Origin of the sequence: Lentibacillus saliphilus (assembly GCF_019093865.1) — a bacterium.
GTDB lineage: Bacteria > Bacillota > Bacilli > Bacillales > Amphibacillaceae > Lentibacillus_B > Lentibacillus_B saliphilus.
The window spans coordinates 51,939-73,249 of record NZ_JABJXD010000002.1 but is presented as its reverse complement, the minus strand read 5'-3'; the positions used below and the strand labels follow the sequence as shown (position 1 = coordinate 73,249).

18 protein-coding genes and 1 riboswitch are annotated in these 21,311 nt (G+C 42.7%); of the genes, 3 read left to right on the top strand and 15 right to left on the bottom strand.

Going from position 1 to position 21,311, the window contains the following annotated elements:
* Positions 1-86: 86 nt before the first annotated feature.
* From HPC67_RS04775 to HPC67_RS04765, 3 genes are all read right to left on the bottom strand, one after another.
* The gene (locus tag HPC67_RS04775) at positions 87-3,251 is read right to left on the bottom strand and encodes a DEAD/DEAH box helicase (RefSeq protein ID WP_217586325.1); all 3,165 of its coding nucleotides are present in this window, start codon (positions 3,249-3,251) and stop codon (positions 87-89) included.
* 175 nt (positions 3,252-3,426) lie between these two features.
* Positions 3,427-4,626, bottom strand: coding sequence for an MFS transporter (locus HPC67_RS04770; protein ID WP_217586324.1), 1,200 nt, complete (start codon positions 4,624-4,626; stop codon positions 3,427-3,429).
* Positions 4,627-4,859: 233 nt separating this feature from the next.
* Positions 4,860-5,462, bottom strand: coding sequence for a superoxide dismutase family protein (locus HPC67_RS04765; protein WP_217586323.1), 603 nt, complete (start codon positions 5,460-5,462; stop codon positions 4,860-4,862).
* A gap of 160 nt (positions 5,463-5,622) precedes the next feature.
* Here HPC67_RS04765 and HPC67_RS04760 point away from each other — a divergent pair, with 160 nt between their 5' ends.
* Positions 5,623-6,003: a PH domain-containing protein gene (locus tag HPC67_RS04760; protein ID WP_217586322.1), complete on the top strand. Its 381-nt coding sequence runs from the start codon at positions 5,623-5,625 to the stop codon at positions 6,001-6,003.
* Positions 6,004-6,414: 411 nt separating this feature from the next.
* Here the strand turns inward: HPC67_RS04760 and HPC67_RS04755 are convergent, their stop codons facing one another.
* Both HPC67_RS04755 and HPC67_RS04750 read right to left on the bottom strand, forming a co-directional pair.
* Positions 6,415-6,930 carry a DoxX family protein gene (locus HPC67_RS04755; protein WP_217586321.1) on the bottom strand — a complete coding sequence of 172 codons (516 nt, stop codon included), beginning with the start codon at positions 6,928-6,930 and terminating at the stop codon, positions 6,415-6,417.
* A gap of 267 nt (positions 6,931-7,197) precedes the next feature.
* Positions 7,198-7,983 carry an RDD family protein gene (locus HPC67_RS04750; RefSeq protein ID WP_217586320.1) on the bottom strand — a complete coding sequence of 262 codons (786 nt, stop codon included), beginning with the start codon at positions 7,981-7,983 and terminating at the stop codon, positions 7,198-7,200.
* Positions 7,984-8,091: 108 nt separating this feature from the next.
* On the opposite strand from HPC67_RS04750, the gene HPC67_RS04745 reads away from it, so the two are divergent.
* Positions 8,092-9,072, top strand: a complete 981-nt coding sequence (locus HPC67_RS04745) for a stage II sporulation protein M (protein WP_217586319.1) — start codon at positions 8,092-8,094, stop codon at positions 9,070-9,072.
* Here the strand turns inward: HPC67_RS04745 and HPC67_RS04740 are convergent.
* The 5 genes from HPC67_RS04740 to HPC67_RS04720 are packed head-to-tail and all read right to left on the bottom strand — an operon-like array spanning position 9,050 to position 14,044.
* Complete coding sequence (locus HPC67_RS04740; protein WP_217586318.1) at positions 9,050-10,411, bottom strand: DUF58 domain-containing protein; 1,362 nt, start codon at positions 10,409-10,411, stop codon at positions 9,050-9,052. The two genes, HPC67_RS04745 and HPC67_RS04740, sit on opposite strands and share 23 nt — an antisense overlap.
* The gene (locus HPC67_RS04735; protein WP_217586604.1) at positions 10,362-11,291 is read right to left on the bottom strand and encodes an AAA family ATPase; all 930 of its coding nucleotides are present in this window, start codon (positions 11,289-11,291) and stop codon (positions 10,362-10,364) included. The genes HPC67_RS04740 and HPC67_RS04735 overlap by 50 nt, the downstream gene beginning before the upstream one ends.
* A complete protein-coding gene (locus HPC67_RS04730) occupies positions 11,291-12,430 on the bottom strand; it encodes a DUF4350 domain-containing protein (RefSeq protein ID WP_217586317.1) in 1,140 nt (379 codons plus the stop codon). The genes HPC67_RS04735 and HPC67_RS04730 overlap by 1 nt, the downstream gene beginning before the upstream one ends.
* Before the next feature lie 15 nt (positions 12,431-12,445).
* Positions 12,446-13,090, bottom strand: coding sequence for a DUF4129 domain-containing protein (locus HPC67_RS04725; RefSeq protein WP_217586316.1), 645 nt, complete (start codon positions 13,088-13,090; stop codon positions 12,446-12,448).
* 24 nt (positions 13,091-13,114) lie between these two features.
* Positions 13,115-14,044 (bottom strand): hypothetical protein, encoded by a 930-nt coding sequence (locus HPC67_RS04720; RefSeq protein ID WP_217586315.1) that lies wholly within the window; start codon positions 14,042-14,044, stop codon positions 13,115-13,117.
* Between the two features lie 331 nt (positions 14,045-14,375).
* On the opposite strand from HPC67_RS04720, the gene HPC67_RS04715 reads away from it, so the two are divergent.
* On the top strand, positions 14,376-15,638 hold the full coding sequence (locus tag HPC67_RS04715) for a hypothetical protein (protein WP_217586314.1): 1,263 nt from the start codon (positions 14,376-14,378) through the stop codon (positions 15,636-15,638).
* 81 nt (positions 15,639-15,719) lie between these two features.
* On the opposite strand, the gene HPC67_RS04710 is transcribed toward HPC67_RS04715, so the two are convergent.
* The 5 genes from HPC67_RS04710 to gltC all read right to left on the bottom strand — a co-directional run bounded on the left by HPC67_RS04710 (position 15,720) and on the right by gltC (position 21,264).
* Positions 15,720-16,022 carry a hypothetical protein gene (locus HPC67_RS04710; RefSeq protein WP_217586313.1) on the bottom strand — a complete coding sequence of 101 codons (303 nt, stop codon included), beginning with the start codon at positions 16,020-16,022 and terminating at the stop codon, positions 15,720-15,722.
* An 82-nt stretch (positions 16,023-16,104) separates the two neighbouring features.
* Complete coding sequence (locus HPC67_RS04705) at positions 16,105-17,148, bottom strand: ribonucleotide-diphosphate reductase subunit beta (RefSeq protein WP_217586312.1); 1,044 nt, start codon at positions 17,146-17,148, stop codon at positions 16,105-16,107.
* Positions 17,129-17,563 (bottom strand): flavodoxin, encoded by a 435-nt coding sequence (locus HPC67_RS04700; RefSeq protein WP_217586311.1) that lies wholly within the window; start codon positions 17,561-17,563, stop codon positions 17,129-17,131. The genes HPC67_RS04705 and HPC67_RS04700 overlap by 20 nt, the downstream gene beginning before the upstream one ends.
* Positions 17,564-17,620: 57 nt before the next feature.
* A complete protein-coding gene (locus HPC67_RS04695; RefSeq protein WP_425514303.1) occupies positions 17,621-19,843 on the bottom strand; it encodes a ribonucleoside-diphosphate reductase subunit alpha in 2,223 nt (740 codons plus the stop codon).
* Positions 19,844-19,994: 151 nt separating this feature from the next.
* Positions 19,995-20,178: riboswitch (cobalamin riboswitch) on the bottom strand.
* 180 nt (positions 20,179-20,358) lie between these two features.
* Complete coding sequence (gltC, locus tag HPC67_RS04690; RefSeq protein WP_217586309.1) at positions 20,359-21,264, bottom strand: glutamate biosynthesis transcriptional regulator GltC; 906 nt, start codon at positions 21,262-21,264, stop codon at positions 20,359-20,361.
* Between the last annotated feature and the right edge of the window lie 47 nt (positions 21,265-21,311).

Genomic DNA, 21,311 nt, shown 5'->3' with positions numbered 1-21,311 from the left:
CTCACAGTTGTTTCTTTAGAGAGTATTCCCTGTTTCAGCTAATCATAACCTACCGAATCAAATGTTAAACAACGGACACGTTTGGTTTATATATTTAATAGTTCTTTAACGTCTTTTTCTGTAAGACTAGAAAGCATCGTTTCTCCTGGTTGAATGACTTGATCAATCAGTTCCCGTTTTTTCTGCTGAAGGTCATATATCTTTTCTTCAATCGTTCCTTCAGCGATCAACCGAATCACTTGAACGACATTTTTTTGCCCAAAGCGGTGGGCCCTGCCTGCTGCTTGATCTTCTACAGCAGGATTCCACCATAAGTCATACAAGATAACCGTATCAGCACCAGTTAAATTGAGACCTGTTCCACCCGCTTTTAAAGAGATAAGAAAAACATCCTTCTCTCCATCATTAAATCGCGTGCTCATCTCAACGCGTGCTTCTGAGGACGTACCACCGTGTAAATAAAAATACGAGATGCCCTCTTCTTCCAACGCTTGCCTTATAATGTCATGCATACTCGTAAACTGAGAAAAAATGAGCATCCGTCGGCCATTTTCTTTGGCGTTTTTCACCGTATCCAACAACTGATTGAGCTTACCAGACTGGGCGTTATAATTTTCCATAAAGAGAGATGGATGACAGCAAATTTGTCGTAACCGTGTTAAACCAGCTAGTATCTTCATGCGATTTTGACTGAAGCCACCTGATGACTGCAACGACACAGCTGTTTCTTGCTGAAGCTGCCTTAAATAACCAACATATAAATCACGTTGTTCAACCGTCAGCTCTGATAAATGAACCGATTCAATTTTATCAGGAAGCTCTTTTAATACATCCTTTTTAAGTCGACGCAAAATAAACGGACGTGTTAACGACGCTATTTTTTCATGAGACAGCTGCCTGAATGTACGTTGACTTGGCATTAATCCGGGAAGAATGACTTGAAATATTGCCCACAATTCATCAATTGAATTTTCAATTGGGGTACCCGTCAATGCAAAACGGCGACCAGCATTGATTTGTCTAATCGCTCGAGACGTTTTCGTCGCATAGTTTTTAATATATTGGGCTTCATCTAAAACCATCGTTTGAAATGTGCGTTGACTATATATATCAATGTCTTGGCGCAATGTACCATATGAAACAATCCATACATCAGCATGGTCATAATCGGTGAATTTCTGTTGTCGTTCCTTTGGTGACCCTGTCATGACGGCCACTGAAAGGCTCGGTGCAAACGTTTGAAATTCATTTTTCCAATTATAAACGACAGAAGAAGGCACAACGATCAAATGCTGATGCTGCTTTTCCTCCGATAAAATATAGGCGATCGTCTGTAGCGTCTTCCCGAGGCCCATATCATCGGCAAGAATGCCACCTAAATGGTAATGGCTCAGTGACTTAAACCATTGATAACCTGTCACCTGATAATTTCGTAATGTGGCATTAAGCGCACTTGGCAGTTCATACACTTGTTCTTCAGGTGCCTTTAATTGATGAAGCAATTTTTGAAAGGACGGATCGTACGTTTTCTTCGTATCAATGAGTTCATCAACTTGAGCACCACGAAAAACCGGCATATCGATGCGTCCGTTTTGAATATCCTTCTTATCAATATCTAAATCCGTAAACAACTGATCTATTGACTGAAATTCATCTGTTTCAAGTGATAATATGGCACCACTATTCATGCGATAATAGCGCTTTTTTTCAATAACAGCATTTAAGATATTCGTTATTTCATGATCATCAATGCCGCTAATGTCAAATCCAATTTCTAATAGATTTGTTGATGCATCTACTCTGACGTGTGTCCTAGGTTCAGGCTCTTGCTCGACGATTAACCGGCGTACGTCAGACGTTAAATAAAGCTCAACATGTTTATCGAGCACGGGTAAAATGTCATACAAAAATGTATAAAGATCGTCTTCGTTAAGCTCGATATAAAAATGCCGTCCATTATAACGGAAATCGGCTTGCTCGATCAGCTGCATAATTTGTTGCTCTTGCTCCACATCACGAACGATGATAACATCCCGTGAAACTTGATCATTAAACGGGTTAATTTGATGAACACCGTAGTGATATTCCAAGTTGCCAATGATCGCACTTTCTTCAAGCTCGAGAAATAATTTTGCTCTTAATGGCTTTTGAACGATCTCATCCGCCACTTCATCGGAAATTTGCACATCCCCTAGCTTATTTAACATCGGAAGGACCTCAGACAAAAAAGCGTCGGCCTGTTCACTTGAAACGGGTAGCTCCGTTTTCCGAAAGCTCAGTTCATTAATATGTTCAAGAATATTAACTTGATCGTCATTAGGAATGAAAAAGGTCCCGTCATAGAACAACAATTGATAAGGCGGAAAATAGAGCGTATCTGCCATATGATTAATATGAAGCATGAGCGCCTCATCCTCTTGTTTGTTCAGCGAAAAATCAAACGGCAGCGCATCACGTGTGACTCGAACATCCTTATAGATTTCCTCATCGAAATTAACCGTTAAATGTCGCGTCGTTAATTGCTCCAAAAGCGCTTCGGCGACGAGCGGCGGGACGATCATATGACGTTGTGCTCGTGAATGGCTATCAAAGTGATAAGGACGTTCATCATCATATAGCTGTTCCTGATTTAAAATGGCATCAAGCATTTTAAAAATAGCCTGGTCCTGCTCTAAAAAATAATGCTCCTCAGAGTTGTACGTGAATGTTTTTGTAAAGGGGTAAGACGCTTGGTTAGCACGTGCATGCTTAATGAAATCACGAATATCCTTCACAACATACGTCCGAGAGGTACCCGTTTTTAATTCCAGTAATAATGTTCCAAAGCTATTTTTTAATATATATTCTACCTGCATCGGGATACGCTTTGATAACACATGAATGGATGGTTGCTGAGCGCCTGCCCTTGCAACAGCCTCCATAAAACGATCGGTCATTTTATACTTGAATGCGCTTTGATCCTCTGGTTGTTGGTTGGCAATGGCTAACAAAGCCGCAACAACATGCTTACACGAATCATATGTTGCGTATGCAGGACATTCACATCTCGTGCGTAAAATACCTTTTTTCAAATCAGCAGTGTTTATTTCTACAAAATAGTCATCTGTTCCATGCACCCACGCTGTCCACAGCTCAAAATTGCGATCATATACAAGATCGCTTACGAGCCCTCTATTATAATAGTCCATGCCACGGCGATAAGTCATAATTGGAAACAATCGTTCAATATTCAGACCTTGAATGGCATTCATAATATCGCTCCTTGACTTTTCGCCCTTAATGGGCTTGCTGTTGAAACACGCTTAAACCTATATTATACACGATGGCTAAAGACGTTAAAAGAAGAGATGCTCTAACACAAGCATGTGCTCATCAGGGGCATTTCCACTCAGATGCAACAACGGAGAAATAAGTGTAGCAACGGAATTAGACATCACTCATTGAGCTTCTTTGACGTGCTTTAACGAGGAGAAAAATGTAAATGACCATAGAAATGATCACCGATCCTGCAGCTGTTAAATAAATCACACTGTAATCAAACATAAAGGCGATTTGCCCAAAAATGATCGCGCCAAGACCGACACCAAGGTCGAAGAAAGAGAAGAAGGTTGCATTTGCCATTCCTTTTCTATTACTAGGCGCTTGGTCAACTGCCCAAGCTTGAAGGGCAGGCTGAACACTCCCGAATCCAAGCCCATAAATCGCTGCAGCAATTAGCATGATTGACGTACTAGGTAACCATGACAGCAGCAGCATAGCCCCAAAAATGAGAACTGTTCCAGGTAAGAACACCGCGACATGGCCTTTCTGGTCATAAATTTTCCCAGCAAACAAACGGGAAATCATTAAAAATAGCGCATAAACGAGGAAATAGCCTTCAATGCCAGGTACACCTTTTTCGGCTGCATACAGTGGCAAAAATGACGCAATGCCGCCAAACGTAAACGTTATAAAAAACAAAAGCAACGCTGGCTGTATGGCGGTTTTTTCAAATATATCGAACTTGAGGGTTGCAGCTTTGTTCGGTGACTGCTCTACTTTTTTATAACGAACTAAGGACGCTAAGAAAAACGCCGCAACACCTGTTGCTGCACATATTAGAAACAACGATTTAAATGAGATGTTTCCCACAAGGGCGAGTCCCAACGTAGGGCCGAGCGCCAACGCTATGTTACCGGAGAGTCCGAAATAACCCATTCCCTCGCCCCGACGACTCGGCGGAATGAGATCGGTCGCGATTGTCCCGGTTGCAGTGGAAGCTAGTCCAAATCCAATCCCTTGTGTCATTCGCATTAATATAAGCAACGTCATTGTTGTAATAAACGCAAATGACCCGAGTGATATTACAAATATGCCAATACCGAGCATATAAACGAAACGCCGCCCTTTTGTTTCAAGTGCATGCCCTGCATATGGACGAAATATTAAAGCCGTAAATGTGAAACTACCGACGATCACACCAATCATTTGATCACTACCACCTAGCTCTTTCACAAATAACGGCAGTGTCGGTAAGGTCATCTGGAAACCTAGGAAAATAAAAAAATTAGCCAGACAAATAAGCACGAAATCTCGTGACCATATTTTGTCTGGACGTAACGTTTTTGTATTTGATAAATCTTTCATTAATATGTCCCTTCTTTCGCTTATCGAAACATATTATACATGACATTTGCTCGAAAAGAAAACCTCAAATCTTGTAAATAGTGTTATTAGAGGTTTTTTTGATATGTTACATCTTGTCTAACACGTTCATGATACCTTCAAAAATGGGTCATTTCAAAACGAGATGATAAACTTTACGATAGATCTAATGGGGCTACTGGTGAAGAACCCCACTAGATCAGAACGTGCTTTCCTTAGTCCTTTCCTATAACGGCACAAGCGATTCGCTCACCTGCGTCACCGGAAGGTTGTGAAACATAGTCATCAGGCTTGGAATGAATCATCAACGCTGTACCTTCACCATCAAGTAAAGAATTCTTTTGACCTGATTTTAACGTGACCATATTAGCCAACGTTTCTGTTGAGACAGTCCCATCCTCATCCACCTCTATATTAAGCAAATCACCTGCATGTGGACCTTCAGGATCATCAAAACCATGCTTGGCATTCGTTGGATTAAAATGACCCCCAGCCGTTTCGAATGTTGGTGGCTCACATACACCTTTTTCATGAATGTGAAAGCCATGTTTTCCAGGGGGCAGATCTGTTGCTTCAAGCTGAATCAGAACCCCGTCTGGCTTTTGGGTAAGCACGGCCGAGCCAATCACATCGTTATCCTGATTAATCATGATCGCCTCGACTTCCTTAGCATCCTCTCCAGCTGCTTTTGATGCTTCAACACCAGGTTCTTCTGCTTCACTTTCGTTTGGTGTAGCATCTGGTTGAGGGTTACAAGCTGTAACGACTAAAAGACTGAACAAAAAGACTGCGCCTGTCAGCCATATTTTTTTCTCCATGATGTCTTACCTCCGTTTCCAAGATCGTCATCACATGAATTATGTACATAACCTTGTGTTCATAAACATATGTTGAATAGATTCGTTTTTTAAAAAAATATGTCATATAATAAAGTATATTTGATATAATTGAAATACATTAGAATAGGAGGTGTTTATAATGGGATTATTCGATGGCATGATGGGCAACGCATCCGAAATTTCATCAGAAGAGGTTGCGAAAGAACTGGAACCGCTTCTAGCAGAAACTGAACAAGTGGAGCACGCTTACAAGCTCATACGAGATATGTTGGTATTTACAAACAAACGGCTCATTCTTGTGGACAAACAAGGCGTAACAGGTAAGAAAACAGAATATCACTCAATCCCGTATCGGAGCATTACACATTTTTCGGTTGAAACAGCCGGTACGTTTGATCTTGAGGCCGAATTGAGACTTTGGATTTCAGGTAGTGCCACACCGATTGAGAAAACCTTTAACAAGCAGTTGAATATCTTCAAGGTTCAGAGCGTTCTTAGTGAATATGTTTCTGACGCCTGACATACTTAATAGACATGTGCGTGACTCAGTTTAACTTTATGGAGCCACTCATATATGTGAGTGGAGGCTGTTTTGTCCAGCTTGGCGATTAACGGGGCAAAGCAACTAACAGCAGTTTCATGCGTGTGTTCAACAATTGGCGCTACATGCCGTGATGTTTATGTGGCGCTTTTTTGATTTATGCGGTTGATATTCTGTTTATGCGGTTGAATCTAGGATTATACGGCTGCTCGGTGCGATATGCGGCTCACTTCACGTTTATGCGGTAGTTTCGTCATATATACGGCTTTGCTTGCTGTTTATCCGTTTGTCGTTTGTATGTAAGATTTACGAGTGAAGGAAGTCTCTTATTGAACAAACAAAAACCGGCATCCTGATATTCAGATACCGGCTCTGTTAAGTATTTAGTTGTTATGCGTGTTGACCGACGTTGATGTCGTCTTTTTCTTGCTTACGACCGATGTGTTTTTTCATGAAAGGCATGATCCAGCGGTCGAGTCCGAATCTTCCAGCATTATAGCCAGAGACGATTAAAAATACTGTGAGCAACACCATTTGTGCATTGACACTTACAGTTCCACTCAATAAGAAGGCAAAGTTCATTGTAATACCCATAAGGGCTGCAAAATTCGTGAATATTCCAAGGATCAATGCAGTACCTACGAGTAATTCACCCCAAGCAACCATAAAGCTAAATAACTCAGCATTCGGTAATGCGATATGCTCTAAAAATGCTGCCCACCATCCTTGTACGGCAGGATGTTCACCGCTTGCACTTGCAATTGCCCCTTTCATAAATCCACTTGCATCAAATCCACCAGTTACTTTGCCCCATCCAGCTGTTATCCATTGATAACCTATATATACTCGGATAAACGCTAATACCCCAGCGACGATTTTGTTATTACGGATAAATTGATTGAACATGTTAACCACTCCTTTTGCTCATTCTTTCACATGAAAGTATATGAATAAGTTCTTATTACACTATTAATATACCACATATTCACGTTACTTACATTATCTTTGTGATTAATTTCACATATAAAGTGGGTTGTATGGCAAAAATGTGAACGCGACTATTTGAAAAACAGCAAGAGCGCCTTCCATAAAGAAAGTCGCTCCGTCATGATACCTGATTTAAAGTAGGCTACAGCAACACTTTTGATGTAGCCATCTATATGTTATGTATGATTAAAGCTCGTACTCCCATTCCTCCCTTAACTTTAAATAAAGAACAAAAAGGATATCCTCAACCTGTCTGGTCGCTTGTACTTCTAGACGACCAGCGAATTTTGGCGAAAAAGCGGTCGCCAGCTTTCTCGTCATTTCGAATCGCTTTGAAGACGTCAGTTGAGGGAATCTCAATGCATATGCTTTTATGAGCTTCCATTCTTTTTCTCCGAATGCATTTAAATCAACACCCTCCAAAAGTGGACTGTCCTTCGTTAAGCCTCTTGATTTAATCTCTTTTTCTGTTGGAGAGAGACGACCTTTTTTCCCATGTCGTTCATGGACAACAATGGTACCTGCTGCAAGATCACCTAACCGCTTATGCTGTGGATGTAAAAAGATCATCATGATACCGATAAAATAGCCGGTCGGAAGTGCATCTATCAACCGAATTAAATTGCGAATAAAGCTCGATAACAGCGTAATGCTATGACCGTTTTCTTGTATAACCCTAATTCCCATCAGCCGTTTGCCAACTGTTCGACCGGCATAGAAATATTCTGCAATGAAAAAATAGCCGTAATTAATCACAAACAGTACAATGAACAAAATTGCCACCGGCCACAAGGAATCGATAAACACATCCGCTCCAATAACGAATAAAGAAGGAATTAAAAGCAACAACGTCACAATGTATAAAATTAATTGATCTATGATAAGTGCAGCTGCTCTACTGCCTAATCCCGCTAAGTCAAACTGTAATGAAACAAATTCAGGTGTTTTAATATCAACACGTTCCTCCTGCATGGATAAACTCCTTTCAAATCTAGGTTTCTATTTTAACGCAGATTACGTATAATGAAGGCATATATCATCATTAGAAAATTTATAACAATCGGGAAAGAGGGGATGTTCTTGAAGATCAAACAGTTCGTCAAGCTGCATCGAGACGACTGGAAACAGCTTGAACAAATGATCCAGAAGCTCCACAAACATAAAAGACATATGACTGGTGTGGATATTGAAACGTTTAACGCACTCTATCAAAAAGCCGCCCAGCATTTATCATATTGCCAGACATACTATCCTAACGAAGAGGTCACAGCTTACCTGAACGGGCTGGTCGCTAAAAGTCACAACCTTTTGTACCAAGATCAAGTCTCAAGTATGAAGCAAATGCGACACTTTTTCAGTACGACGTTTATTGGATTGTTAATCGGGCAGTGGAAAGCGGTCACTGTCGCTATGATGTTATTTATCTTCGGTGGATTCGCCGCCTTCCTTGCCGTCATGAATGATCCATTACATATGTATGCGATTCTACCGGCCGAAATCGCACAAGGGGTTGATCCCGAGCAATTAGGTGTTAATCATGATGCCATTGATTCATCATTCATGTCTGCTCAGATTATGACGAACAATATTAGAGTTGCCTTTCTTGCGTTTGCTGGTGGCATCACGTTCGGTCTGTTAACAGCTTACTTAATGGTGTATAACGGTGTCATCATTGGTGCGCTTGCCGCCTTGTTCTGGCACCACGGCATGACGTATGAGTTTTGGGCATATATCGTTCCACACGGCATGATTGAATTAATGGCAATCTTTATTGCTGGTGGTGCTGGACTTTTAATGGGCTATAAATTATTTGCACCTGGTCCGTTTTCACGTGGTTATCAGCTTAAACGCCAGGCACGACGTTCTGTCCAGCTCCTGCTCGGTACGATTCCACTATTTATTATTGCAGGCATCATTGAAGGCTTTGTCACACCAGCAAGCCTATCTTTAGAAATGAAATATGCTGTTGCCATCATTACCGTCGTTGCGCTCATTTTATATGTCATTATTGGAAAATTGTTATGGGATAAACAGCCCTTTAAAGCACGCCTTGATTCATAATACGAATATAGTTGGAGACGGCTGCAGTTGCCAGCCGTTCTTCTTTTGCTTCAATCATAATGAGTCCGCTGCGTTCCCATTTTGTTTTGCGATACTTTTTGATCTGAATCTGCTGCTGAGCCATCGCCTTCATCATCGCCGTTTCAACACTGTCAGACTTCAGCTGTGCCTGTTCGTGCAGCTCTTCATCTTCTATGCCGATCATCATAAATAAATGTCGTCTTCGGAGACGCTGTAAGTATACGAGGGCACTTTCCTCATGTAGAAACGTATGAACATCACTAAACAGCATCATTAAGCTACGTTTTTTCTGGACGGTTTGCAAATATGACATTGCTTGAGCATAGTTTGCCTCACCTGCTTCAACCTCAAGGTCATAAATTGAATGTAAGATCGTCTGCATATGGGCCATCCCTTTTGCCGGTGGAACGTAAAGACGCACACGTTTACCAAAAGCAAGCACACTGACGTAATCATCATTTTTTAACGCGGCAGCGGTAACTGTCATCGCCGCCTCTAGCGCTTTTTCAAGGCGATTCCCTTCAGTTAATTCACTCCCCATCATCCGACCACAGTCTATTAATATCGTCACATACTTTCCATGCTCGGGCTCATATTCATTCGTCATAACATCATGTAATTTAGCTGTTTGCCGCCAATTAATTTTACGTGGATCATCCCCAACAACATAGCTTCGAATTTGGGCAAATTCGCCTTCACCTTTAAGCTGCTTGCGAATTTTAGAACCGTCATGAAGCAAGAACTTCTGGGCATTTTCTAGGAAATGCCTCGTTTCTGTTAAATCAGGAATGACCTTAAATGTATTTTCCAAAGGTACTAGCATCTGTTTTTGCCATAGGCCGAGTAGACTGCTAAAGCGAACAAATACGCTTTCCATGTGATAGGACCCTCTCACAGGCGCTGTTATGTGATAGGTGATTTCTTTACTCGCCTGTTGAGCGACAACCGCTTCAACTGGCAAATCTGTAACACATGATTGTGGCACATCATCTTTAAGGACAAGGCAGCAAGAAGTGTGGCCATTATTTGTAATATGAAGCGGAATGGCATATCGCAATCCACGTTCAAGCTCTCGTGGCAAATCCCGTCTCAACACAATGTCCTGTCGTCTTGGTGACTGAAGCAGATCAAATAAACTAAACACGATAAACAGCGCAATCATACCAACGATCCACGCCAAGCTTAATCTGTCTGTTGCAGCGAACAGCGTCATCACGACCGCAAACAATCCGAAGACGATCAGAAATCGCCTCGTCGGAACAATGCCTCTATCGCGGAACAGTAACCGCGCCCACAAGCTCTTCAACAATTTGATCAACGGTGACGCCCTCCAATTCCATATGTGGCGATATTTGAATCCGATGTCTTAATGCTGGGATTGCAACCATCTTTACATCATCCGGCGTGACATAATCTCTACCTTCCAAATAAGCCCATGCTTTGGCTGCGCGCCCCATTGAAATCGCCGCCCGTGTACTCGCACCGAACCGGATCGCCTCAGTTTCTCTCGTCTGACGGACGATTTGCATCATGTAGGCAAGCACGTCATCATGCAACGTAACTGCTTCTATTTCCTGTTTTATCGCCAAAAATGTTGGAATATCTAGGATCACGTCTGCTTCTTTTGGGGCCAAGGTGTTTTCAATAACCTGTTTTAACACATCCACTTCTTCATCAAAGGACGGAAAATCAATTTTTAACTTGAAAAGAAAACGGTCCTGCTGTGCTTCTGGTAGTGGATATGTTCCTTCAAACTCTATCGGATTTTGTGTCGCGACAACAAAAAACACATCAGGTAAGCTATACGTCTCACCGTGAATGGTAACCTGTTTCTCTTCCATCGCCTCTAAAAGAGCTGCCTGTGTTTTCGCAGGCGTCCGGTTAATCTCATCAGCAAGTAATACGTTTGTAAAAATAGGCCCCTTTAACGTATCAAAGCCGCCATCCTTCATATTGTAGACCGTACTACCCGTAATATCGCTCGGTAAGAGGTCTGGTGTGAATTGAATCCGATTAAATTGGCCTCCGAGCAGGCTGGCAAGCGTTCGGACCATTTGTGTTTTTCCTGTACCCGGAACACCTTCAAGCAACACATGTCCACCTGATAAAATCGCCGACAGCAACAGCCTTACATTGATGGCTTGCCCCAATATATGTGTTTCATATTTGTTCAGCAATGCCGTTAGTTGATCTCTCATCATTTTTCAACCTCTCTCCTCACAGAATCTATTTGCTTCGACCATAATAAAAATTCCTGTTTGTTTATTGTATCTTTTTGCAACACTTGCTCTAGCCCCGTTACAAATGCACGTACATCCTTTTCCGACATCTCGTCAAGCCTACGCACCAAGTGATCATGCCTATCGTGCCATGACCGTCGATAGGAAATACCCCAGTTCTCCTGCATACGTGTTTTTAGATAATCGGCTTGAATGGCCAATGCTTCGGAATAGCTCTTCGTCCGCAAATACCACGCACCAAGTGCTTTAACACGCTCATCACTAAAGCGAACCGTCGCTTCACGCGGTGTCACAATTCGGCCAAAGCGCTTTCCTTTAAACCAGAGCCAAAGCACAGTCCATACAACGACGAATAAAGACAATACGATAATCCAAAACGGATAAATATCTGTCCATGCTGCAGCCGTGTCCTGGCTTCCATGAGCAGCCTCAAATAGAATCTGATCCCACGTACCACCAGCATCCTCAAGCAATCCTAGCACCAGTGGCAAATGATCCTTCTCCAGTATGTTTTCGTTGGTAAACCAACTCGGCGTGTTCACAGCAATCAGCGTGCCATCTCCATAAGATCGCTTTAAAGCAATCGCGCCCCCATCATCTGATAGCAACACCTCATCATCTGCTTCTACCCGCAATCGAGTGGATGACATGACATCAGCTTCATAATCAACACCTTCTGAATCTTTCACATCACCAATAAAGCTTGTTTCGAGCACATTTGTGTTCGCATTGAGCAAGCCACTCAGATCTCTTTTAACCAAAAGAATCGTCTGACCTGATTCTATGTAATTCATATAATGCTCAGCAATCTCGGAATCTTCCAGATGGTCCGGTTCGATCATAATGAGCAGTTGGCGACCTTGATCAGACTCCTCAACAAGCTGTCCAGGCGCATCATCCCACGTTTCAACGTTGTCATTCAGTTCCTCCATATATGTATAAAAGGCCTTTAGACCAGATGGTGATGGAGAATCAGGCGTGTATGGTGGGTATGCTTCGGGTTGATCAGACATTGCTAAATAATTGACACCACCCAATAAGACTAACAAGCCAACAATCCATAACCATGATTTCTTACCTGAAAATGCCGATTTCACACGTTAGCCTCCTCTTCAACCCTCATTGCGCTCATGCTTTATATCTTGTTTGAGCCATCGATCCGCTTCATGACGATACTGCTCATATTCTGTTTGCTGCATCGGATGCTCACCATAAAACACCTCATCGAACACATGAGCCAGCTTCAAGAAGGCATCCGCGCCATCACGATTAACCCGTCTTAATTCAATGACATACTCCCAGTTCGTTTTCCAGTTCTGTGCTTCGAGCCAGCCAATATCATTGAAGTAAATGAGGAGCGCTAAAAATACGTGTCTTGCAGCCTGAGCATACTGTGCTTCACTTCGATAGGCCTCTGCCTTTTCCAAATGCGCCTCGTATGACCAAGAGAGATCATCCGGGGACTGGATTGGTGAAACAGATCGATATTTATATTTGCGGCGTACGGATCGAATGCCCAAGCCAATCGTTATAGCAAGCAACACCAATACAACCGCAATGATGAGCACGATGATGACGTCGCCCATGTTGTTTGATGGATTCAAGGTAAATACGTTAGACAGCAACTCTAGAAACCATGCAGTTACATCATCCCATATCACTTCTAATAGACTCCGATGATCCTCGTAATAGACTTGGTACTCTTTATCAGCTAGAATCTTTTCCAGTTTCTCTCGTGCCTCATCAACATTCGCCATCATCTCACCTACCAATCTTGTTCATTAGACGTCCGTCGTCGATGTTGGTGCTGCACCTTCCTCATAATCTGCAATTAAATCCTTCAGATCGTCTGCATCATTTCTGACCTTTAAATCAAAATAGATGACGGCAAAGCCAACATACATAATCGTATTTAAGATGATCGTAATGAGACTAATGAGAATGGTGTGCAGTACACTATAGCCGAGGATGAACATCAGTATTCCGTCAAATACAGATGTGATCGTGGTCGTAATTAAAATGAAAATAAGAAAAAGACCTACTAGCTTCCACGTCTGGCCTTTCGTTAATTCCCAGCTGCGTGATATGCCAGGCATATCCCCTTCAAATGCGACCGGACCGAGATAAAAGCCTAGGCGTGCAGCGAGTAACACAATACCAAGAAACAAGCCCAACCCTAGTAAAATAGTAAAACCAATCGCAAAAAATGGTTCAATCATTGATCCAGCGATAACAAAGAAAACGAGAAACAAAAATGGAACTACTATGGCCGCAATAAAAATAAGTCCGACGATGATACTACTTATTGCAATTGGACCGAACCTTGAGAATGCCCGTTTCATAATATCGCTAGCTTCCGGCGCACGCCCATTATAAACGTCTTTTACACCGTGCAAGATCGCTACCATTGCGACAGGTCCAAGAACAAGCAAAATGAGACCTGATAGGAGCATCATGAGGTCACTGAATATATTAATGGATTCACTCTGTTCAACTGATGACATAATCCGGTCAACAAATGTATCACCACTACTAACCTCTGTAACAAAACTCGTTCCCGATGCGAGCAAAACAAGTGCATCGAATAAATAAACGGGTCCGGTAATAATTAAGATGACTAAAAAAAATGCTTTAAAATAACGCTTACTTAATCGAAATGTTTGATCAAGTAATTGTCCAAAGCTTTTCGGACTTTGCACATTGTGATTCATAAAAGATAATCCTCCCCAAATTCTGTTTTTTTACATAATGGCTTATATCATACATTGTACCATTATTCCCATTATTTTCAGAGTGAATTTCGGCTTATTTTAATCAAGATTGCCTTAGAAAGATTCAAGTCGTTTGATCATATCTCAAAGCGTGAGATTATGGTTGGATCAAACAAGCATTTCTCCTCCTTATGGTTGCGCTTCATTGAGGCATAGCATTTATAAACCGATTCTTTTGAGCAACCACCTAACACCCTACATCGACCTTTTTTCAATCTATAGGGGGATCTGCTATACTGAACGTATCTTTGAAAAAGTGAGGTTATCTGTAATGGATGAACGATTAAAGCAGCTCGCTGACGACATTCAGGACCAGCTCGGGCTCTGTGATGCCTATCAGTTAGTACGCCATGAGCTGTATCCCGAAAAAAATATATTACACGACACGCACTATATCGTTACGCTGGAATGGCAGCCGACAGCCGATCAAGTCGAGGAAGCGTATAATCCCCCAGGAACAGCGATCGTTGACGTTGACTTACATACAAAAACAGTGCGTCGACTTGTATTTGTCCACGAAACGTCTTTCGCCGACACAACAAAATACCCTGAAGCGAGTGAGCCAGACGTGATTGAATGGATTGAGGACGTCACAGGCCTTACGTACGGCAAGCAATTTACTGTCGCACATTCAGGCGAGGAAGAGTTTGCTTTTGCTGCCGCTGTTGACCATATCCCTGTCAGTCCAAGTGGTTGGATAGAGGTTGAGTTTGAAGACGGAATGCTGACGATGTTTACGATGGATGGTCATTTTCCAGCTGAATCTGAAGTGAAGTGGGAGCCTTTTTCATTAACCTTTGAAAAGATTGCCACCATCGCACAAAAGCAATGCCGACGTATCGACATTCCACTTGAAGATGAAGGAAAATGGTTGCCACTCTATACAATTGAAGAAACCTTCGTTAAAAATGATGGAAAGACGACAATTAGCTACGAAAGCTTAGAAAAACTTGGGACAGCGATTGATAAGAACAGCGTCATCACATGGAATGACCGTGATGAAACACCATTTGAACGGCAGGAGCTTGATTTGGCTCTTGAGACAACTGTCGAGGATGCCTTTAACAATGTCGCACACCCAGACACACTTCCAATTACAGCGGACATTGCAGAAGCGTGCACAGCTGAAGTCCAGCGCTTTTTACAGCGTGTATTCCCAGAGGACAGCGGCTTATGGCGACTTGTTGGACTCCGTCGAGAAAATGGCTATATTTTTGCCGATGTCAAGCCCGTGGATGCCGGATCAGAGCATTTCCAACGCAAGCTGCAGATCGCGCTTTATCGCACCACATACGAAGCGATTAATGTCATTGATAATAAAATGCTGATCGACATGTTTAAAGACTACACGCCTGCTGATAAGCCTACCTTGTCTGCCGAGAACGCCTTTACAGAGCTGCAGCAGGACATTGAAGTAATGCCTACTTATGTGTATGATCAAGAACTCGGGCAATACGTTCTATGCGGCAAGCTTGACTGCTTGTATGGCATCAACGCCACAACTGGAGAGCGTATTGAGCTCAATACGCTATAAATTTAGTCACATACGTTAGATATACAATACACCTCTTACCGATCGCGCAGATTTTATAAATTGCGTTCGGTAAGGGGCGTTTTAAATTAACGATCTCGTTGGATTGCGGAATAATATCGTCGGATTGCGGAATTTCGGGCGCGCATTGCGGAATAATATCGTCGGATTGCGGAATTTCGGGCCCACTATGCGGAATAATACCGTCGGATTGCGGAATTTCGGGCGCGCATTGCGGAATAATATCGCACGTTTGCGGAATTTGAGGCCCACATTGCGGAATAATACCGTCGGATTGCGGAATTTCGGGCCCACTTTGCGGAATAATACCGTCGGATTGCGGAATTTCGGGCGCGCATTGCGGAATAATAGCATCGCTTTGCGCAATTTGAGGCGCGCATTGCGGAATCATGTTTGGCAAAAGAAAAGCGCCTGTCTCTAACACGAGAGTCAGGCACCCATACATAGATTACAAATCATCAAAGCCATTCAAATCACTTGTTTTCGTATATTGACGGGACTTTTGCTCGAAGAAGTCTGTTTTCGTTCCGTCAAAATTATCAACATAGGCTTTAATCCACTTCATCGGATTGTCCACATAGTCTGGATAAATCTCATCAAGGCCCATCATACGAAGCATCTTATTCGCACGGTATTTAATATAGCCGGCCATTTCATCAAGATCAATCCCCTCTACTTTAGCGAGGACGTAAGTTGACCATTCAATTTCCAGCTCAACTGACTGCTTGAATCGTTCATAAACCCATTCGGTTAATTCAACCGTGTTCTCGTCTGGATTCTCTGCCAACGTCGCACGGAACAATTCAGAAATAAACCGGCCATGTTCGAGCTCATCTCTATTTATATAGCTAATCATTGTCGATGTCCCGACCATCTTGTTGTCTCGCGCCAAGTTGTAGAAAAATGCAAAGCCAGAATAGAAGAACATACCTTCTAAGAGAGCTGTATACACCATCGTTTTCAAAATGTTTTCTACTGTTGGTTCCTCGACGAACAAGTTGTAATGATCGGTAATGGCGTCATTACGCTTTAATAAAATGGGATCACGTCGGCCCATTTCGAACGATTCGTTTTGCTCAGCGAGAGACACGACGGATGATAGCACGTATGAATAGCTTTCATTATGCACCGCTTCTTGCTGGGCAATGACAGCCATAATTGATTGAACAGATGGGTCTGTCGCATAGAGCGACAACAACAAAGCTGTTCGCGTCTGCGGTCCGTCTAATGTGGACAGTAAGCCGATAATTTTCAAATAAGCGTCCTGTTCATCCTGTGTCAGATTCGCAAATTGCTTCACATCCGCTGACATATTCACTTCATCAGCCTGCCAGTAATTACCGACGAGGCGTTTGTACATTTTATACCAATGTGGGTAAGCAATATCATTCCAATTCAGTATGCCGCTCGATTGACCACCAAACAATCCAGTTGATTTATTCGGGTTACGCGGCTCTAACGTTTTCGCTTTACTAAGCAAAGATGATGGCATCCGCCAACACTCCTTCCGTCCATTGTTTAACGCTTGCTTCTTGTGTGCCACGTGGTGATTGCTCAATTTTCAATCCAGACCAGCGGCTGTTATAAAAGTGGGCGAGCTTGTCCACTGCTCGACAAAACAAGGCATCACCGCCAAATTGAGTGTCGCCTGTTCCAAAAATGGCGACATTGTCTGGTTTATATCCGATCTCAAGAACGAAATCCTTGAATTCATCCGGTGTTGATCCTTTGTCCCATGTGAATGTTCCAAAAAACATATAATCATACTGACGCACATCAACCGGAGCGTCGAGCCCGATCTCATGCATATCGGGCCTTATCCCATGTTGACGGACATTGTCGGCAATGAGCTCAGCGACCTCTTCTGTATTTCCGCTATAAGATAAATAAGCAATTAACACCTTCACACGGGCTCACTCCTTGCTTCCTATCAATCGTGAATGATTCTCTAGTGCCGTAACGGCTTATGACTCACACCATTCGCATTCTTCAATATCATTTGCAGTTGACCGCACGTAATACGTCGTTTTCAAGCCTTCACGCCACGAACGCATATGGAGATCAAGCAAAACAGATGCCTTTATGTTGTAAGGCACATAAAAGTTAAAGGAAATCGACTGGTCGACATGCTTTTGTCTTGCCGCATTCTGACTGACAGACCAGCGCTGGTCAACGATATATGCGCTCTTGCGGTACACGTTGTACGTATGATGATCCAATTCAGGTGCAGCAGACGGGATTTTGAAATCCTTTTTCTCCTCGTAATAAAACGGCTTAAACACGGGATCAATACTTGCGGTTGATCCTGCAATCATCGACGTACTTGAATTTGGGGCAACAGCAATTAAATAACCATTTCGCATACCGTTCGCCTGAACATCTGCTTTTAATGCATGCCATTTTTCATCGCTATAGCCTCTAATGTCAAAATACGTGCCATCAGCCCAGCGGCTTCCCGCAAACACTTGATAGCTGCCTTTTTCTTTGGCAAGCTCCATGCTATTTTTGATCGTTAAATATGCAATCGTTTCATACAAATCATCCGCGTAAGCAACAGCTTCGTCTGACTCCCATTGAATATTTTTCTTCGCTAATAAATGGTGCCAGCCGAATGTGCCGAGACCAATTGCCCGGTATTTTTGATTCGTCATCGTCGCCTGCTTGATTGGCAGTGTATTAATATCAATCACATTGTCGAGCATACGGACTTGGATTTTGATCAACCGTTCTAAGACATCTGCCGGAACAGCACGTCCGAGGTTAATCGAGCTCAAGTTACACACAACATAATCGCCTGTTTGGTACTTTTTAACGATCATGCCTGCTTCATCTGTATATTCAGCAACAAGCTGTGTTGCCGATTGATTTTGAGTAATTTCAGTACATAAATTCGAGCAATAAATCATACCTTGATGTGGGTTGTTGTTTTTCCGATTCACTTCATCACGGTAAAACATAAACGGTGTACCTGATTCAAGCTGTGACTTTAAAATACGCTTCACGAGATCAATGGCTAAAACGGTCTTGCGAGACAACGATTCATTTTGAACACATGCTTCATAACGACGACGGAATTCTCCATTGCCTTTCTCTTCATCATAAAAATCCTCCAGAGAAAAGCCCATAACCTGACGTACTTCATGTGGGTCAAACAAATGCCACTCGCCACGGTTTTCCACCTGCTCCATAAACAGATCCGGTAAACAGACACCTGTAAAAATATCATGGGCACGCATTCGGTCATCACCGTTGTTCAATTTCAAATCAAGAAACGCTTCAATATCCTTGTGCCAAATATCAACGTACACAGCGATCGCGCCTTTTCGTGTACCAAGCTGGTCAACACTTACAGCTGTATTATTGAGCTGTTTAATCCAAGGTACAACACCGCTCGACATCCCTTTAAAGCCTTTTATCGCACTTCCACGGGCACGAATTTTGCCCATGTAGACACCGATGCCACCGCCGTTTTTAGACAGTCGTGCAATATCAGTATTAGAGTCATAGATTGATTGGAGACTATCATCAACCGTATCAATAAAACAGCTTGATAGCTGACCGTGCGTTTTCCCTGCATTGTTCATAGTCGGAGTAGCAACGGTCATGTACAAATTACTGAGCGCCCAATAGGCTTCAAGTACAAGCTCTGTTCGTTTTTCTGCTGGCTCATCCTGCATTAAATGCATCGCAATGATCATCCAGCGTTCCTGTGGTAATTCATATGTATGTTTCGCATGGTCGGTTGCCAAGTAACGCGTTGACAACGTATATAAACCGAGATAGTTAAACAATTGGTCACGTTCAGGTACGATCGCTGCACCAAAAGTCGCTAAGTCTTCCGATGTATATTTTTCCAAGAGAGCTGGTGTATAAATCCCCTTGTCTGTAAGCGTAGAAATGAGCGCATGAAAATCGCCATAGCGTTCAGCAGCTGAATAGCCGCGATTGGCCGCTGCCTGCTCATAAAGCCCTGACAGATGAACGCGCGCAGCAACAAACGTCCAATCTGATTCTGCTTCATCCATTCTTTCTAAAGCAGATTTCACAGCAATATCTCTAATTCGATCATTAGACGTCTCCCCAGCAAGCTTTTCTGACAGCATTGTTTTATAAGCCGCTTGATCAACTTTTAACCCTTCTGTGGCCTCGTCTACCAAATGCAGCATCTGATCAACAACATCATTCATTACTGTTTTCCCCAACATAATGCCTCCTATCAATCTACATCGTCCGTGATTTAAAAATGCCGCCTTGACTTAAATAGCCAGACAGCATGAAACGACACAATTCGCCCAAGAGGCGGATGCAATCGTTCCACCTTCTTTCAACCCGAAGTGATGAAACTTATTTACAGAGGCAGGTCTCCTGGCTCGTGTATCTTCCTTTCGAAACCCTTCCCATAACAACATGTGATACAGTGGTCGCTTCGTTCGTCTACACTAACAGTTGCGGGGACAGCTCCGGATCTGCACCGGATTCCCTTTTCAGACACTTGTGTGTCACCTCTACAATAAACACCATATATAGTATTTTCTTTTATATCCACTATCAATATCTTGTATATTAGCCTATCATATAAATCAATAGATCGCAATACATCATTTGATCTCACAACAGAGTATTTCAAGTAGATATTTCACTTAAAAACGCGAAAAACGACGTACGGACCCTATTTTATAAAGGACAACTTTTTTTCTCGAATTTAGTTTTGAAATTTTTCTAGCATCGCAAAAAATTCATGCGCGAACGAATGAAATAACGCTTCTGTCGGTAATAAATCTCGTTCAGCCGGGATGGCCAAACCAACCGTCCGGACCATATTAGGCTCTTTAACCGGAACTTTAACCGTTCCACGCGGTAAACTATCAATTAACGTAATTTCGGGAACGAGTGATACACCGAGCCCAGCCGATACCAACCCTTTTATCGCATCCATATCCTCACCTTCAAATGACACGATCGGTTGAAAGCCGCTTTGACGACAAGCATCGACCGTTATACCTCTTAACACATACCCTTCCGGAAATAACACAAACGCATCATGTCGCAGTTCATTAAGGGTGACGGCAGACTTAGAGGCAAGTGGATGACTGCTCGGTAAAAGCGCCGTAATAGCTTCTGTAAATAAAACAGAACCCTTTACTTTCGCGTGCTCCACAGGTACTGGGCCAACAAGCGCCATATTAATCTCACCTTTGACAACTGCTTCAATGAGTTCATAATACGAGCCCTGCTTCAGCTTGAATTTTACATTAGGGTACGCATCTCGGAATTTTGAAATCGCCGTCGGCAAAATATAAGCGGCCACACTACTCGGAAAACCGATATGGACCGTTCCACGTTCTGGATCAGTATATTCATCGATCACTTGTTTCGCATCATCAAACACATTAACCGCCCGCTCCATATGCTCTAAGAACACACGGCCAATAGGCGTCAATCTTACTGTACGTCCCTCTCTAATAAATAACGCAACACCGAGTTCTTTTTCTAAATTGAAGATTTGACGGCTAACGGCTGACTGAGCAACGTGCAGTGCATGCGCTGCTTTCGTCATATGCTCCCGCTTAGCGACTTCAATAAAATATTTGATTTGCCGCAATTCCATTCTTACCATCTCCTTAACTAATCTCAAACCGGCATTAATAGTATCTA

Excerpts from the sequence above, each read along its gene's own strand:
- HPC67_RS04775 (WP_217586325.1), bottom strand. The coding sequence starts at position 3,251 with ATGAATGCCATTCAAGGTCTGAATATTGAACGATTGTTTCCAATTATG.
- HPC67_RS04750 (WP_217586320.1), bottom strand. The coding sequence starts at position 7,983 with ATGCAGGAGGAACGTGTTGATATTAAAACACCTGAATTTGTTTCATTA.
- HPC67_RS04715 (WP_217586314.1), top strand. The coding sequence starts at position 14,376 with ATGGATGAACGATTAAAGCAGCTCGCTGACGACATTCAGGACCAGCTC.
- gltC (WP_217586309.1), bottom strand. The coding sequence starts at position 21,264 with ATGGAATTGCGGCAAATCAAATATTTTATTGAAGTCGCTAAGCGGGAG.
- HPC67_RS04695 (WP_425514303.1), bottom strand. The coding sequence starts at position 19,843 with ATGAATGATGTTGTTGATCAGATGCTGCATTTGGTAGACGAGGCCACA.
- HPC67_RS04760 (WP_217586322.1), top strand. The coding sequence starts at position 5,623 with ATGGGATTATTCGATGGCATGATGGGCAACGCATCCGAAATTTCATCA.
- HPC67_RS04725 (WP_217586316.1), bottom strand. The coding sequence starts at position 13,090 with ATGGCGAATGTTGATGAGGCACGAGAGAAACTGGAAAAGATTCTAGCT.
- HPC67_RS04735 (WP_217586604.1), bottom strand. The coding sequence starts at position 11,291 with ATGAGAGATCAACTAACGGCATTGCTGAACAAATATGAAACACATATA.
- HPC67_RS04705 (WP_217586312.1), bottom strand. The coding sequence starts at position 17,148 with ATGCCATCATCTTTGCTTAGTAAAGCGAAAACGTTAGAGCCGCGTAAC.
- HPC67_RS04765 (WP_217586323.1), bottom strand. The coding sequence starts at position 5,462 with ATGGAGAAAAAAATATGGCTGACAGGCGCAGTCTTTTTGTTCAGTCTT.
- HPC67_RS04755 (WP_217586321.1), bottom strand. The coding sequence starts at position 6,930 with ATGTTCAATCAATTTATCCGTAATAACAAAATCGTCGCTGGGGTATTA.
- HPC67_RS04770 (WP_217586324.1), bottom strand. The coding sequence starts at position 4,626 with ATGAAAGATTTATCAAATACAAAAACGTTACGTCCAGACAAAATATGG.
- HPC67_RS04720 (WP_217586315.1), bottom strand. The coding sequence starts at position 14,044 with ATGAATCACAATGTGCAAAGTCCGAAAAGCTTTGGACAATTACTTGAT.